General features: G+C 63.4%; 12 protein-coding genes and 1 pseudogene. 6 read left to right on the plus strand and 7 right to left on the minus strand.

The window, feature by feature from the left end:
- The first annotated feature begins 36 nt into the window (after positions 1-36).
- Together xerC and MLD24_RS14530 are read left to right on the plus strand one after the other, a co-directional pair.
- The gene (gene xerC, locus MLD24_RS14525; protein ID WP_248167461.1) at positions 37-966 is read left to right on the plus strand and encodes a tyrosine recombinase XerC; all 930 of its coding nucleotides are present in this window, start codon (positions 37-39) and stop codon (positions 964-966) included.
- Positions 967-1,034: 68 nt separating this feature from the next.
- A complete protein-coding gene (locus MLD24_RS14530; protein ID WP_248167431.1) occupies positions 1,035-2,666 on the plus strand; it encodes a GGDEF domain-containing protein in 1,632 nt (543 codons plus the stop codon).
- A gap of 9 nt (positions 2,667-2,675) precedes the next feature.
- Here MLD24_RS14530 and MLD24_RS14535 read toward each other — a convergent pair whose 3' ends face one another.
- Positions 2,676-2,909, minus strand: coding sequence for a DUF2789 domain-containing protein (locus tag MLD24_RS14535; RefSeq protein ID WP_227173604.1), 234 nt, complete (start codon positions 2,907-2,909; stop codon positions 2,676-2,678).
- 280 nt (positions 2,910-3,189) lie between these two features.
- Here MLD24_RS14535 and MLD24_RS14540 point away from each other — a divergent pair, with 280 nt between their 5' ends.
- Positions 3,190-5,931, plus strand: coding sequence for a transporter substrate-binding domain-containing protein (locus tag MLD24_RS14540; protein ID WP_248167433.1), 2,742 nt, complete (start codon positions 3,190-3,192; stop codon positions 5,929-5,931).
- 29 nt (positions 5,932-5,960) lie between these two features.
- Here MLD24_RS14540 and MLD24_RS14545 read toward each other — a convergent pair whose 3' ends face one another.
- Positions 5,961-6,326 (minus strand): hypothetical protein, encoded by a 366-nt coding sequence (locus tag MLD24_RS14545; RefSeq protein WP_248167435.1) that lies wholly within the window; start codon positions 6,324-6,326, stop codon positions 5,961-5,963.
- A gap of 206 nt (positions 6,327-6,532) precedes the next feature.
- On the opposite strand from MLD24_RS14545, the gene MLD24_RS14550 reads away from it, so the two are divergent.
- Together MLD24_RS14550 and MLD24_RS14555 are read left to right on the plus strand one after the other, a co-directional pair.
- Entirely contained in the window at positions 6,533-7,207 is a 675-nt protein-coding gene (locus MLD24_RS14550; protein ID WP_248167437.1) for a hypothetical protein, read from the plus strand.
- Between the two features lie 36 nt (positions 7,208-7,243).
- The gene (locus tag MLD24_RS14555) at positions 7,244-9,502 is read left to right on the plus strand and encodes a patatin-like phospholipase family protein (RefSeq protein WP_248167439.1); all 2,259 of its coding nucleotides are present in this window, start codon (positions 7,244-7,246) and stop codon (positions 9,500-9,502) included.
- A 27-nt stretch (positions 9,503-9,529) separates the two neighbouring features.
- Here MLD24_RS14555 and MLD24_RS14560 read toward each other — a convergent pair whose 3' ends face one another.
- From MLD24_RS14560 to MLD24_RS14575, 4 genes are read right to left on the minus strand one after another with little or no spacing between them, the layout of a single operon-like run.
- A complete protein-coding gene (locus MLD24_RS14560) occupies positions 9,530-9,961 on the minus strand; it encodes a hypothetical protein (protein ID WP_248167442.1) in 432 nt (143 codons plus the stop codon).
- Complete coding sequence (locus MLD24_RS14565) at positions 9,951-10,682, minus strand: GntR family transcriptional regulator (protein WP_248167444.1); 732 nt, start codon at positions 10,680-10,682, stop codon at positions 9,951-9,953. Before MLD24_RS14565 ends, MLD24_RS14560 begins: the two co-directional genes overlap by 11 nt.
- Positions 10,683-10,712: 30 nt before the next feature.
- A complete protein-coding gene (gene cls / locus MLD24_RS14570; protein WP_248167447.1) occupies positions 10,713-12,140 on the minus strand; it encodes a cardiolipin synthase in 1,428 nt (475 codons plus the stop codon).
- Positions 12,140-13,189, minus strand: coding sequence for an AraC family transcriptional regulator (locus tag MLD24_RS14575; RefSeq protein WP_248167449.1), 1,050 nt, complete (start codon positions 13,187-13,189; stop codon positions 12,140-12,142). Before MLD24_RS14575 ends, cls begins: the two co-directional genes overlap by 1 nt.
- Positions 13,190-13,578: 389 nt before the next feature.
- Between MLD24_RS14575 and MLD24_RS21740 the strand changes: the two are divergent.
- Positions 13,579-13,668, plus strand: a pseudogene (locus MLD24_RS21740) (hypothetical protein); the annotation flags it as partial.
- A gap of 19 nt (positions 13,669-13,687) precedes the next feature.
- On the opposite strand, the gene MLD24_RS14580 reads toward MLD24_RS21740, so the two are convergent.
- The gene (locus MLD24_RS14580; RefSeq protein WP_248167452.1) at positions 13,688-14,656 is read right to left on the minus strand and encodes an integron integrase; all 969 of its coding nucleotides are present in this window, start codon (positions 14,654-14,656) and stop codon (positions 13,688-13,690) included.
- Positions 14,657-14,763 lie beyond the last annotated feature (107 nt).

Below are 14,763 nucleotides of genomic sequence, written 5' to 3' on the forward strand. Positions count from 1 at the left end.
CGAGCACCCGAGCCCGAACCCGCCTGTTCACCTTCGATGCCGACGGCGCTGACCGCCGGCATCGATCGTTTTATCGACCACCTGGCTTCGGAACGCCGCCAGGCAGAACACACCTGTAGCAACTACCAGCGCGACCTGCTGCGCCTGGCCGGGTTTGTGGCGGCGCGCCAGGGCGAGTGGGCCGGGCTCGACAGTCACCAGTTGCGCCAGTACATCGCCCAGCTGAGCCGTGAGGGTTTGTCCGGTCGCTCCATTGCCCGTCACCTGTCGGCCATCCGCCGCTTTTACGATTTCCTGTTAAGGGAACGACTGGTGGCCGATAACCCCGCCCTTGGCCTGAAAGCACCGAAATCGCCCCAGCGTCTGCCCCAGGTGGTGGATGTGGATCAGCTCGGCCAACTGCTCGACGCCGGTGCCGACGATCCCCTGGAATGTCGGGACCGGGCGATGTTTGAACTGATGTACTCCTCCGGTCTGCGGCTGGCGGAGCTGGTTGGCGCCGATCTCACGGCGCTGGACCTGCGCCAGGGGGAAATCCGGGTACTGGGGAAAGGCGGGAAAGAGCGCCTGCTGCCGGTGGGTGAGCAGGCGCTGAAGGCCTTGCGGGCCTGGCTGGCGCTGCGCCACGGGCTGGCAGCCGAGGGTGAGACCGCGCTGTTTGTCAGCCAGCGCGGGCAGCGACTTGGCCGCCGCAGTGTCCAGCTGCGGCTGCAGCGCTGGGGCCTGCGCAAAGGGGCCAGCCAGCGACTCTACCCTCACTTGTTGCGGCACTCCTTCGCCAGCCACCTGCTGGAATCGTCCGGTGATCTGCGCGCCGTGCAGGAGCTGCTCGGCCACGCCGATATCAGCACCACCCAGGTTTACACCCACCTGGATTTCCAGCATCTGGCCCGGGTCTACGATCGCAGTCATCCCAGGGCCAAACGGCAGAACGGACGCGGAGGCAGCAAAAGTGACCGCGGCTGATTCGATGATCCCGGAGGGCAGGGCTATAGTTTACAGAATCCTGGCAATACAGATCACAGGGGAATGGCATGTCATCAGCTGAGTCATGGAAGGCCAAGTACCTCAGGGAGATCGAAGAGGCCGAGGTCCGCGAGCAGCGGTGGCAGGAAGAGCGACACACCCTCGGCCGGATGCTGGTGCGTACCAGTCTGGCTTCCGAGGGTCAGGGCCCGCACCTGGACAGCCTGCTCGGGCAGTTGCGGGATCTGCTGCGCAAAGACCATTACGACCTGGAACGCCTGCGGCAGTTGCAGGCGTCTATTGATCGTCAGCTTACCCAGCTGGATGACCGCAAGCAGCAGACCTTCGGTCAGCTCAAGGAACGGGTGGATGCGCTGGTGGAAACGGCTCGCCGCCATCCCCAGTTTCAGCCTGAGAAAGACGGTCTGCGACGACTGGAAAAAGCCTTCCGCAAGCCCGATCAGTTGCGGGAAACCCTGCCGCAATGGTTCTGCGAACTGGCGGAGCTGGTCGCGCGGGCGCTGGCGGCGGACCCGGCGACGGAGCACAAGCCCGGATTGCTGGGGCGCTGGTTCGGCAATGGCGACGAACACCACGACGAGACGCCGGAATTGGCGGCCCCGCTGGAGCTGAGCGACGAGGATCTGGCCCAGCGGCTGCGGATCGCCCGCCGGATCTCGGAGCTGCTGGGGCAGATGTTGGCCCAGCTTGCCCTCGATCCTCATGCCCACGCCCGTGCCGAGACCCTGCGGGATCACCTGGCGGTGAGCAACGACTGGGCTGAACTGCGGGCCTCCCTCAACGAAGTGGCGGACCTGCTGATTGCCGCCGTGCGGCGCGGCCAACAGGAATTCGAGGCATTCCTGAAACGGCTGGATGAGCGGCTGCTGGCGCTGCAGGACCATTTCCTGGACCAGTCCGACATGCTGGCCGGTGCCCAGACCGCCTCACAGGCGTTTGACCGCGGCTTGCGGGAGGGCCTGGAAGAACTGGGGGAACGGGTGAAGGCATCAGAAGATGTCCACGAGCTGAAGCGTTCGGTCAACGACCATATTGAAACCATCTCGGTGGTGGTGGCCCGGTATCGCGAGGAAGAAAGTGAGCGTGAGCGCCGGCTGGCCAGTCAGGTGGCGACCATGCAGGAAAAGCTGGCAGCGCTGGAGGCCCATTCGGAACAGATGCAGGAGCGCCTGCGGGAAGAGCGCAGCCGAGCCCTGACCGATGTGCTGACCCAGTTGCCCAACCGCGAGGCCTGGCAGGAGCGGCTGGCGTTCGAGTTCAAGCGCTGGCAGCGTTACCGCCATTCGCTGACGGTGGTGATGCTGGATATTGACCACTTCAAGCGGATCAACGACTCCTATGGCCACAAGGCCGGAGACCGGGTTATCCAGCTGCTGGGCAAGACCCTCAGTGAGCGTTTGCGCAGCACCGACTTTGTTGCCCGCTATGGTGGTGAGGAATTTGTGGTATTGATGCCGGAAACTGACAACGACGGCGCCAGCAGGGTGGTGGAAAGCCTGCGCGAGCACATCGCCCAGTTGCCGTTCCACTTCCGCGGTGAGCCGGTCTCGATTACCTTCTCCGCCGGCGTGGCGCAACTGCGCGACGGCGATGACCAGGACTCGGTGTTCGACCGTGCCGACAAGGCCCTGTACCAGGCCAAGGACGGCGGTCGTAACCGGGTGCAGGTGGCCGGTTAGGGCGGCACCTCAGTGCCGCAGCATGGCGTCCAGTTCGTCGATGACTTCCGCCCAGTCCGAGTCATCCGCCAGGCCCTCGGCAAGGAAGTGCGCCTGGCCCTCGTTCCAGAACGGCGCCTTGGCCAGCGTGGTGTCCTGGCGCAGCGGCGCGTGACGGCGGACAAACTGCTCAATGCTGGCTTGATCCGCGGGCAGGCCGAGTTGCTCAAACAGGGTGGTCAGGGTGTGTTTGCTGGTGTCCATTGGGGTCCTCGTCAATCCGTGTTGCGGCAAGTCGAAGCGGGCCAGTGGCTCGCGGGCACCCCTGAACAGGGCACCTCTGACTAAATCTAGCGGATGGACTGGTGTCCTGTCAGGTTATTTCGATAATCTGCCCTCAGGTGTCTGGCGGTGCCTGAAATGGCACTCATGGATGGTGTATTAAACGCGTAGCGGCACCCCGGGTTGCCGATGAAGAGGTTTCAGTGAAGGGTTTTCGGTGAGCGGGTTGTTGGGTCGTTGGTTGCGTTGTTGTGCGTGGTGGTTGTTGGTTCTGTCTCTGCCGTTGGCCGCGGAACCGCCGCTGGAATCCCCGCCACCGGTGCTGGGCATTGAAGACCTGAGCTGGCTGCAGCAGCAGACCGGCTTCACCGTCGGTGTCCGCAGTGATCAGGTGCCGCTGGCGTTCCGCGCCGGAGGCACCGGCATGGCCGGCACCTACATCGATTACCTCAACCGCATCGCCAGCAAGCTCGACAAGCCCCTGGAGCAGACCGGGGCGCCAGCGGCGGAACTGGATCAGTTGCTGGCCACCGGTCAGATTGATGCCCTGGTCACCACCCTGCCGCCGGGCAAGCAGCCGCCGGAGGGCCGGGTGGTGACGCCACCGCTGATGAGCCTGACCTACGGTCTGTTTGTTGATGCCGGTGATCCCAGCATCCGCCAGCTGGCGGATCTGGAGCGCCGACGCATCGCGCTGATCGACGACGATGCCAACCAGTTCCTGATGCTCGACCCGGTGGAGAACTTCCAGCCGGTGCCGGTGGCCAACGTCAGCGAGGCGGTCAGCAAGGTGCTGTCGGGCCAGGCCGATGCCTTCGTTGGCCCGGTGCCGGTGGTGTCGGATTACCTGCAGTCGGCGATGATCAACGGCATCGGGCTGGCGGTACTGCTGGACAGCCAGCCGGTGGACGTGGTGCTGGAGATGATGGCCAACCGGCCGCAGCTGCATCGGGTACTCAACCGGGCGGTGGAGTCCATATCCCACAATGAACACCGCTCCATCCGCCAGGCCTGGCTGCCGTTTTCGGTGCCGGAAGCCGGCGAGCAGGTGGCGGTGGCGCTGACCGAGAGCGAGCAGGGCTGGCTCAAGCGCAATCCCAACCTGCGGGTGGCGTATCGCACCCTGTGGCCACCATTCGAGTTTCTGGAGGACGGCAAGGTCCGCGGCCTGGTGCCGGATCTGGTCACCCGCCTGGAGAGCCAGCTCGGCATCACCATGGCCCGCAGCCAGTTGACCGACCTGGCGGACGCCGAGGCCAAGCTGCGCAGTGGCGAGATCGACATTCTGCCGGCGTTGTCCCTCACCCCCCAGCGCGAAGGTGAGTTCCTGTTCAGCCGACCCTACCTGACCCTGCCGATTGCGCTGGTGATCCGCGACGATGGCCGCTTTATCGGCGATCTGCGTGAGCTGCGCCAGGAGCGGGTGGGTGTCGTGGGTGGCCAGGCCGGCCACGATTACCTGCTGATCAATCACCCGGATCTGGACCTGTATCCCATGGAGACCGTGGAGGAGGGTCTGCTGGCGCTGTCCAATGGCGACCTGGATGTGATGGTCACGCAGATTCCCGCGGTCAGCTACACCGTGGCCCGGCTGGGGTTGTCCAACCTGCGCATCACCAGCATCACCCCCTACCAGTACGAGCTGCGGTTTGCCGTCAACCGGGATCGGCCGGAGCTGTTGCGCATCATCAACAAGGCCTTGGGTAGCCTGACCCCGGAGGAAACCGAAGCGATCTACAACCGCTGGATTCACCTCGACATCAAGCAGGAGACCGATTACACCGCGGTGCGGCGGGTGATCCTGATCGCGCTGGTGGTGGTGATGATCTTCCTGTACTGGAACCGCAAGCTGTCGCGGGAGGTGGACGAACGAATCCGCTCGGAAGAGGCGCTGCGACGCAGTGAGGACGAGCTGCGGGCAGCCAAGCTGGAAGCCGAACGGCTGGCCAACGAGGCCGAGGGTGCCAACCGCGCCAAGAGTGAGTTCCTGGCCAATATGTCCCACGAAATCCGCACCCCGATGAATGCGGTGATCGGCTACAGTGACCTGCTCGACAAGTGCGTGACCGAACCCCAGCAACGCAGTTATCTGGAGGCGATCCGGGCCGGCAGCCGCAGCCTGCTGATGCTGATCAACGACATTCTCGACCTGTCCCGGATCGAGGCGGGCAAGATGCGGCTGGAGTACGCCCCGCTGACCGTGCGGCGGCTGCTGGACGACGTCCGCCACATCTTCGATCTGCGGGCCCAGGAGCAGGGCATTGCCCTGGATGTGTCCGTGGACAGCGATACCCCGGCGGTGATGCTGCTGGATGAGACCCGGTTGCGCCAGGTGCTGTTCAATCTGGTGGGTAATGCCATCAAATTCACCCACGAGGGTGAGGTGACCGTACAGGCCCGGGCCAGTGACTCGCTGGAAGCGAAGGGTCCGGACGGGGCCCAGTTCTGCTGCCTGGTGCTGACCGTGACCGATTCCGGCATCGGCATTGCCGAAGACCAGCTGGAGCGGATCTTCGATGCCTTCGAGCAGCAGGAGGGCCAGAGCAGCCGCAAGTACGGTGGTACCGGACTCGGCCTGGCCATCAGCCGCAAGCTGGTGCACATGATGGGCGGGGAACTGTCGGTGGAAAGTGAGCAGGGGCGTGGCTCCACCTTCACCGTGACTCTGCGCAATGTGGAGATTGTGGAGCAGGCCGCAGAGGTGGACGAGTCCGCCCAGGAAGTCGAACACCCACTGGTGGAAACTCTCAACATGCAGGAGCGCGGCTGGCTGCGCAATCAGTTGGCGGATGACTTCGGTGATGAGTGGCAGTCGGTGCGGGAAAGTGGCGATCCGGAGCAGATGCGCTACTTTGCCAGCCGGGTACTGTCCTGGGGTCAGCGGTTCCGCTCCCGCACCGTGACGCTCTATGCCGAACGGCTGCTGGCGGACATCGATGCCTTCAACCTGGACGCCATCAACAGCGCGCTGGACGGGTTTCCGAAACTGCTGGGTGAGGACTGATCGCCGTCACGACGATCGCTCCGGAGGGCTTACAGGCAGTCGTACTGGCTGTTGCGGTCGAACGCCACGGACACCATGTCGTAACCGGCGTCTGAGAGGGTACGAATCAGCTCCCGGTCCTTCAGCAGGGTCATACAGACCTTGTGGACGCTGGCCTGCAGCTGGGCGTCTTCCGGAGGCGTCGGGAAGCGGAAGTCGACAATCAGGTACTTGCGGTCCACCGCTGCGGTCACTGGAATGTCCATCCGTTCGACGCTGTCGTAACCGATGTAAGTGGCTTCCCCGCCGGGAAACAGGTCCGACATCAGCACATCGATGTTCTCGGCTTGGGCCTGGGAGGCGGTGGCGACTCCCGAAGCCATCAGCAGGGCACAGAGCTTGGCGATCCTGGTCATAATGATCTGTCCGTACGCGGTGTAACGATTCGCAAAATTGCGTTACAAAGATTGTTACAGATCGTGAGCAACCTTGCCTGTCTCCTACCCCTACTTTTTTCAATTGTTTGCAGTTGGCACACAATGCCCGGGCCGGTGTTGGCGCTTCCGACCGCGTCGGCGATCAACTATGATGGGGAAAAACCGGTGTAAGGAGAGCCCGTTAGATGTTCCAGCTGATCTTCAAGGGAGAGTGTGCCCCGGGTACCGACCTGGCCACTGCCCGTAACAACGCCCGCAGCCTGTTCAAGGCGTCCCTGGACCAGGTGGACAAGATGTTCAGTGGTCAACGGGTGGTGATCCGCAACAAGCTGGATGAGGCCCAGGCAGAGAAGTACCGCGCGGTGCTCGCCAAACACGGCATGGTGGCCCATGTGGAGCCGATGGCGGCAGCGGCTCCATCGCCCCAGCCGGCCTCTCAGTCCGTCTCACCCCAGCCTGCGGCGCAGCCCGCCTCACCACCGACAAGCTCACCACAGCCAGGCTCCGCCCAGACAAGCCCGCCGCCGGCGGACTCTGCTCCCGTGTCGAAACCGGCCGAGCCTGCCGCTTCCGGCGGGGAGGGCGTCAAGGTCGAGCCCGGGGACCGCCTGCAGGTGGCTGGCGACAAGGTGGACGACATCCTTGCCAGCAGTGGCCTGACCCTGGACCCGGTCGGCGTCGACCTGGCCGAGGTGGACGAGGTGGAGCCGCCGATGTTCGAGCACCTGGACGAGTGGACGATTGCGCCGGCCGGCAGTGACCTGGCAGAAAAGAAAGACACACCGCCGCCGGTGGTGCCAGACACCTCCCATCTGTCGATCGACAAGGGCCCGTCGGACGATGACCGCAAGGATCATTGAGCCGAACAACGCTGAGCCGAGGAACAACCGCCGCCCGTGCCCATCTTCCTGATTCCGCTGCTGTGCCTGGCGTTCTGGTGCGTTTATCCCCAGACCGCGGGCGCGGCTGATTCCGCCGAAAACAGGGCGGCTGTCGCTGCGCCGTCTGACTGGCAGAGCACGGAACGCCCCAAGGTGGGGCTGGTGCTCAGTGGTGGCGGTGCCAAGGGGCTGGCCCATGTCGGCGTCCTGCGGGTGCTGGAAGAAATCCGGGTGCCGGTGGACTACATCGCTGGTACCAGTGCCGGCTCGGCGGTGGCGGCGATGTACGCCCTGGGTATGCCGGTGGATGAAATCGAGCAGCGCTTCATCGACATGAACTGGTTGTCGAGCTTTCGTGACAACCCGGGCCGTATCTACCGACCGGTACGCCGTACCCGTGAAGACTGGCGTTACCCGGTGGTGCCAGGCATTGGCGTCAGCGCAGACGGCGTGCACCTGGGACAGGGGCTGATCTCCGGTCAGAACCTCGGCTTCATCCTCAACGAGCTGACCCGCGATGCCGCCCTGGTGCGGGATTTTGACCAGCTGGCGATTCCCTTCCGCGCCGTCGCCACGGATCTGGAAACCGGTGAGGAAGTGGTGCTGCGGGAGGGCAGTTTGGCGGATGCGGTACGGGCCTCCATGAGTATCCCCGGTGTCTATGCGCCGCTCACCCTCGATGGTCGGGTGCTGGTGGACGGTGGCGTCGCCAACAACATCCCGATCAGTGTGGTCCAGGACATGGGCGCCGATGTGGTGATCGCAGTGGACATCACCGATCCCCTGGCCAGTGGCGACCGCCTGCGGGAGGCGTTTTCGGTGGTGGGGCAGCTCACCACCATGCTGACCCGTGAGAACGCCGTGGAGCAGCTGGCGCGGCTGGGGGAGAAGGACGTCCTGATCCACCCGGACCTGGAAGGAGTAACCTCAGCGGATTTCTACCAGGCCGCCAGGATCTTCGAAATTGGTGCCACCGCCGCCCGCCAAAAAGCCTCGGCGCTGCATGACCTGACGGTGGAGCCAGAGCAGTGGGAGGCCTACCAGACCCGGCGCGCCGAACGACCATTCCGGCCTGGTCCGGTGGTGGCCATCGAGATCAACCCCGAGTCCCGGCTGTCCGAAGAGTTCCTGCGTTCCCGTTTGCACCAGCAACTGGGCCAGCCGCTGGACGTGGCGCAGCTGGAACTGGACCTGAAGCACCTCTACGGCCTCGGCTACCACGAAACCATCAGCTACAACCTGCGCCCTGTCGAAGGGGGCGCCGCGCTGGAGCTACGGGCCCGGGAAAAAAGCTGGGGCCCCAATTACCTCAGTTTCGGGCTGGGGTTTGAGGACAACTTCCGCGATTACACCAATTTCAACGTCGCCGCCTCGTTGCGGATGACCGAGCTGAACCGTCTGGGTGGGGAATGGCAGACGGGTCTGCAACTGGGCACCGAACCCTACCTGCGTAGCGCCTGGTTCCAGCCTCTGGGGTTCGGTTCCAACCAGTTTGTCGAGGCGGCGGTCGAGTACGAAAAGGAGCGCTTTAACCTCTTCGACCCGTCTGGCGAGCGCTTTGCCGATGCCGATATCAGCCATCGCCAGCTGGAGCTCAGCCTCGGCACGGCGCTGTCCATCAATACCGAAGTTCGGCTGGGGCTGACTCGGGGTTACGCCAGCCCGGGGGAGTTCCTGCGTTACCTGGCGGAGCTGGACAACCACGTCCATCAGGGTGGCCTGGAGTTGGGACTGGTGCACGATTCCCTGGATGATCCATTGCTGCCGTCCCGAGGCATGTTCTTTGGTGTGCGCGGGCACCTGGAGCGTCCGGGGCTCGGCTCCGAACGAAACAACGACCGCCTCAGCCTGATGGTGTCCGGGGCCATGCCCTGGCGGCAGTACCGTCTGTTGGGGTCGCTCTACCTCGACTCGGTGGTGCGGGGGCAGGCCGGCCTTGAGGATGTGGTGTTGCTGGGGGGCTTCCGCCGCCTTTCCGGCTACGGCTACGGTGAAGTCAACGGTCCCGATGCCGCGCTGGCGTCGGTGTCCGGTTACCGGGAATTCGGCGGGCCTTTCGTTCCCTTCTACGCCGGGCTTGGATTTGAAACCGGCAATGCCTGGGAGCGGCTGCGGGACGCCCGTGGCAACGACCTGCGCCATTCCTGGAGCGCCTTTGCCGGTATCGATACCTTCCTTGGCCCGGTGCAGGTCACCGGCGCTTACAATGACGAGAACCGCTGGTCGGTGTACCTCAACATCGGTTATTACCTCGGCCGCCTGTTCGAGCAGTAACGCCGCCCCGACGCTATTTCAACCTCCTCAGTGCCCGGGCAGCGGTGCGACCAGGTACAGTCTGGCGCGCGGGCAGGGACCATTCAGAGGCCGTTCCAGTAACGCCTTGAACTCATCCCCCGGCTGGCTGCCATCCGGCGCCGGGTGAAACAGCACATCGCCGCCCGGTACGAATTCCCAGGTCGCCAGCTCAGCATTGGCCATCGCGCTGCCCAGCGACAGCAGCGTGGCGATGCCCCGTACCTGACTCCAGGCGCAGCGGGGTTCGGGTTCGGGCACTGGCTGCGTTGCTTGGGGTTTCGGGTCGGGCACCACCGGTGCTGGCGGTGTTGGTGCCGTCGACGGTTTGGGGTCAGCGGTCGCTGGCGGCGGTTGCTGGCTGGGCGGCGTGACGGCGCAGGCGGTCAGCAACAGCGGCAACAGGCTGGTGGCCAGCCGCGGTGTCGGGTTAGCGGGCATGGCTGGGCTGGGTGTCGAGGTAGCGGATGACCTTGTCGCACTGGTCGTCGGCATAGCCCTGGATGATCCGGCACAACTGCGCTTCATCACGCTGCCGGATGGCGGCGATGGAATTGCGCATGAAGCTCAGGTTGTCCGCCAGGCAATGGTCGCCGCCACCCTTGAAGGCAACGAAGGCGCAACGTTTGGCCGACGGCCAGAGGTCGTCGATGGCGGAGACAATGAAGTAGTTGTCGGCGTAGGCCAAGGAGGCCTGGGTGTAGTGGATGCCAAGGTCGAGAAACCCCGGCAGATCGTTACCGACGCGGCAGTCTTCCATGCGCTGGTAGAGGGATTCCAGCCGGGCCATGTCGTCGGCCTGCCAGGCGCGGGCGAACTTGCGACCGGTGTGGCTCAGGTACAGCGCCATCACATCGTACAGGCTGCGGACGAAGAAACTGTCGAGCCGGGTAACGAAGGTGCCGCGGCGGGGAACGTTCTGCACCAGATGGCGCCGTTCGGCCAGCCGCAATCCTTCCCGCAGCGAACCGTGGCTGACGTTCAGCTGCCGTGCCATGGTGGATTCAACGATGCGCTCACCGGACTGCAGCTGGCCAAAGGCCACCAGGTCTTCGAGGTGACGGGCCACCTGCTCGGTAAGGGACTCTTGCGGTTTGAACGGGGTCATGGCCTCCGGCATCGACGCTGACGGCTGGGAACCGGGTGGTGAACTGGCGCTCATGGTCTCACATACCGGGACTGGAAGGAATGTCTACAACAATGGCGCCAGCAGGCGAACCGCACGGCAACTGATGCGAAACAGCAGCGAACGGTCGCGATAGTCGCGGGCGGTCATGAGCTGGCACTGGGCCAGGTCCTCCGTCAGCATGGTGTCAACCGCGCGAACAAACGACGGTGCCGTGGTGAGGGCGGAGATCTCGAAATTCAGTCGCATCGAGCGGTTGTCCAGGTTGGCGGTGCCGATGGCGGCGTAGCGATCATCCACCAGCACCACTTTCTGGTGCATGAACCCGGGCTGGTAGCGGTAGATGCCAATGCCGGCCTGGCTGGCCTGCACCAGGTAGGAATAGGCCGCCATGCGGATCAGCGGGTTGTCGGATTTCTCCGGAATCAGGATGCGGACATCCACCCCTCGCAGGGCCGCCAGTTGCAGGGCATTGATGACCTGGAAGTCCGGCACGAAATAGGGCGAGGCGATCCAGATCCGGGACTGGGCGTTGTTGATGCAGTTGAGGAAGAACAGGGTGCAGGTTTCATGGGGGTCCGCCGGTCCGGTGGGCAGGATCAGCGCCTCCTGGTCGCCGGCCCGCTGGGGTTCCCAGTGCAACGTTGGGGTGTCGTCGCTGGCCCAGTTCCAGTCTTCCAGCCACGCCAGTTGCAGTCCCAGGGCCGCCGGGCCTTCCACGCGGCAGTGGGTATCGCGCCAGGGTTCCTGATCCATCGCGCAGCCAAGGTACTCGTCCCCCAGGTTGATGCCACCGACAAAGCCGACGGTGCCATCGCACACCAGCAGCTTGCGGTGATTGCGGAAGTTGATCTGGAACCGCCGGCGACGGATGTTGCCGTCCCCGAACGACGCCACGTTGGCACCGGCGGCACTCAGTTCCCGAAGGTACTTGCGGGGCAGCCAGACGCTGCCAATGTCGTCGTAGAGAAACCACACTTGCACCCCCTGCGCCAGTTTGCGCTTGAGGATGGTCTTGATGCGCTGGCCGACGCGGTCGGAGCGGACAATGTAGAACTCCAGCAGGATGTAGTGGCGGGCGTCCTCCATTGCCTCGAACAGCGCCTCGAACGTGGCCTCGCCGTCTTTCAGCAGGGTGAACTGGTTGCCGCCGGTGAAGGGCTGGCGAGCCAGCCGGCTGAGCACCTGCAGGTCCCGCCCGGCATCCCCCTGTTGCGGCGCAGAGATGGTCTCCGGGCCCTGTTCGAGGCGATTGAGCAGGGGCCGCAACGACTTGTCGCCAAGACGACGGGCACGAACATAGCCGGAGAACCGGTTGCGACCGAACAGCAGGAACAGCGGCACCGCCAGGTAGGGCAGCCCCAGCAGCCCCATGATCCAGGCAATCGCGCCCTGGGCGGTGCGGTAGGTAAGCAGAATCCGGTAGACACAGACCAGCGCCAGGGCGTACAGCAGGGCCACGGCCAGGGCGAGGAAGGACGGCAACTCGGGCATCAGGCGGATGGCTCCTGGTGGTGTTCGCTGCGGTACTGCGCCGGTGCCTGGCCGGTCCAGCGTTTGAACGCCCGGCTGAAGGCACTGAGCTCGGAGAAGCCCAGCAGGAACGCGATCTCGCCGAGGGCATACTGGTTGTCGGCGACGTAACGCAGGGCCTTGTCCTTGCGGACCTGCTCCACCAGATCGTGGAAGCTGATGCCTTCTTTCTTCAGTCGCCGGTACAGGGTCTGGCGGCTCATGTGGCACTGTCGGGCCAGGTTGTCGGCATTGACCTGGTTTGTGGAGAGCTGTTTCGAGATCAGCTGGCGAATCTTGCGGCTGAAGGACTTCTGGCTGCGCCAGCGGGCCAGCACCGTGTTGACCTGTTTCAGCACCGCCGAGTAGACGTAGGGGTTTCGCCGTGGAATAGGGCGGGCCAGGTGCTGGGCGTGGAAGGCCACCCGGGTCACCGGCTGGTCAAACCGCACCTCACCGCCAAAGAGCCCGCTGTATTCGTCGGCGTAGGCCGGGCGTGGATGGGCGAGCTCGGCCCATTCGGCACGAAAGCCGGGGTAGATAAAGTGGCGGGTGCGGCTGATGGCGGCAGCCAGGGTTCGGTCCATGTCCAGGCGGCAGTAGTGATCGGGGCTGTCGGGTTGCCAGCTGAGAATGGTGAGGTCACCGATCTGGGCCAGGCTGAGGGTGACGGATTCGTTGATCAGCCGGTGCAGGCGTACGTACTGGCCAACGGCGTCTCCGAGAGTGTCGCAGTTGAAGAACATATGGCCCACCAGGCCCATGGCGCCGGGATCGCCCCACTGGCCAATGTGCAGGCCGATGGCGGGGTCGTTGGTGATCGCCTCGGCAAAGCGCCAGAGCCGGTAGTGCTGCTCGGCATCGATGCGCTGGTCCGGCTGGGCCAGGCTTTCCAGACTCTGGCCGAGCTGGTTTTCAATGGCTTCGCTGTCACACAGCTCATGCTGTAGCAGGTAGTTCACCACGGCCAGGGTGCTGGACGCCGCTACCTGGGGAATCGGGTTCTGCACCTCGGTTGTCGCCACCATCATGTCATCCGGAACGGTCGAAATGGGTTGCTGCCATGACCATCGACTGCGGCAAGATTGATACGAAATGTCAAGTTTCTGGGTCAGCCTGTCAAGGAGTTGTCACGACCATAACGATAGCATGGGAACTCCAGACAGAGGCACTGTGCCAAAATCAATGGAGGTGATTTGTATGGAACCGATTTTCGTACCGCACAACGAAACCGAACGGGAAAACTGCCGCGCACTGGCAGAGTACCTCAACAGCATTTTCTACTGCTGAAGGCATGGGTAAGAGTGTCGCCTGGCGTTGATGGGCGCCCGGTGACACGCTTTTTTCAGGTGAGATGTTTTATTGCATCCAGGGGCCGTGACCGGCCCCTTTTTTTGTTCCATGTTTTTCCTCGCTCGCACCATCGCCCTGGAAGAGCCGTTCCCGGCGCAAAGAGAAGAACTTCTTCGAGACCCGGGGGATTGAGTATCAGGCCGGGCTCAGTTTGAGTGGTAAGCGCTTACCGACTTTCAGCCCAAGGGGCTGCGAACTCCTGCAAAGCCCTGGCCTAGCACATGGGTATAAATTTGCGTGGTGCGCAGATCGGCGTGGCCGAGCAGGTCCTGTACGGTACGGATGTCATTGCCACGTTTGAGCAACTCGGTGGCAAAGGTATGCCTGAAGGTATGGCAGCCGGCGGGTTTGCCGATCTCGGCGTCTTCGACCGCACGTTTGACCGCCTTCTGCACCGAGCTGACATGGATATGATGGCGTACGGTGTTGCCAAGATCGTCCACACTGAGGGTCTGGGAGGGAAACAGCCATTGCCAGGCAATCGACGAGCCCGCCTTGGGGTATTTGCGAGACAGGGCGAACGGTAAGCTGACGGGCTTCCGCAGGGCCGGATCTTTCCCTTTCCACGACCGGCGTATGCCATCTACATAAGATTCCGGTTCGGTGGTCAGAGGCCCCGGCAGCAAGGTTGTACGATCTTTGGCTCCCTTGCCATCGCGAACTGTGATGACTTGCTGATTAAAGTCCAGGTCCTTGATTCTGAGGCGACAAGCCTCGGTAACGCGCAGACCGGAGCCGTACATCAACGATGCTAACAGGCGATACGGTGCCTCCAAACGATGAATGATACGCATCGCCTCTTCGTGAGACAGCACCACAGGCAGTCGCTTGGGCTTTTTCGATCGGACAACCTGACCGATCTCCCCCAGTGGCTTATCGAGCACTTTGGCATAGAGAAAGACCAGCGTATTGAGTGCCTGAGCCTGTGTCGCGGCAGCTACGTTCCGCTGCACCGCAAGCCAGGTGAGAAACCCGTTAACCTCCTGTGGCCCCATATCCCGAGGATGCTTCATTCCGTGGTACCGAATGAAGTAACGAATCCAGTACAAATAGGATTTTTCTGTACGAATGCTGTACCGGTTGACGCGAATAACCGCTCGAACCTGATCCCGTAAGCGCGGTTGCTGTACCTGATGGCCGTCCATGTTGGCCCTCCAAACTAAGCTGTGTATTTGTGGCTCTTCACTTATCCGTGTGGGTTAGGAGCCATAGGCAGTCCGCCATAGTGAAACAGTATCGCCCGCTTGAACCT

The organism is Marinobacter xestospongiae, from assembly GCF_023156385.1.
In the GTDB taxonomy this organism is placed as follows: domain Bacteria; phylum Pseudomonadota; class Gammaproteobacteria; order Pseudomonadales; family Oleiphilaceae; genus Marinobacter; species Marinobacter xestospongiae.

What these genes read in the sequence shown, in the direction of transcription:
- xerC (WP_248167461.1), top strand. Translation starts at nt 37, where the DNA reads ATGCCGACGGCGCTGACCGCCGGCATCGATCGTTTTATCGACCACCTG.
- MLD24_RS14530 (WP_248167431.1), top strand. Translation starts at nt 1,035, where the DNA reads ATGTCATCAGCTGAGTCATGGAAGGCCAAGTACCTCAGGGAGATCGAA.
- MLD24_RS14535 (WP_227173604.1), bottom strand. Translation starts at nt 2,909, where the DNA reads ATGGACACCAGCAAACACACCCTGACCACCCTGTTTGAGCAACTCGGC.
- MLD24_RS14545 (WP_248167435.1), bottom strand. Translation starts at nt 6,326, where the DNA reads ATGACCAGGATCGCCAAGCTCTGTGCCCTGCTGATGGCTTCGGGAGTC.
- MLD24_RS14550 (WP_248167437.1), top strand. Translation starts at nt 6,533, where the DNA reads ATGTTCCAGCTGATCTTCAAGGGAGAGTGTGCCCCGGGTACCGACCTG.
- MLD24_RS14560 (WP_248167442.1), bottom strand. Translation starts at nt 9,961, where the DNA reads ATGCCCGCTAACCCGACACCGCGGCTGGCCACCAGCCTGTTGCCGCTG.
- MLD24_RS14565 (WP_248167444.1), bottom strand. Translation starts at nt 10,682, where the DNA reads ATGAGCGCCAGTTCACCACCCGGTTCCCAGCCGTCAGCGTCGATGCCG.
- cls (WP_248167447.1), bottom strand. Translation starts at nt 12,140, where the DNA reads ATGCCCGAGTTGCCGTCCTTCCTCGCCCTGGCCGTGGCCCTGCTGTAC.
- MLD24_RS14575 (WP_248167449.1), bottom strand. Translation starts at nt 13,189, where the DNA reads ATGATGGTGGCGACAACCGAGGTGCAGAACCCGATTCCCCAGGTAGCG.
- MLD24_RS14580 (WP_248167452.1), bottom strand. Translation starts at nt 14,656, where the DNA reads ATGGACGGCCATCAGGTACAGCAACCGCGCTTACGGGATCAGGTTCGA.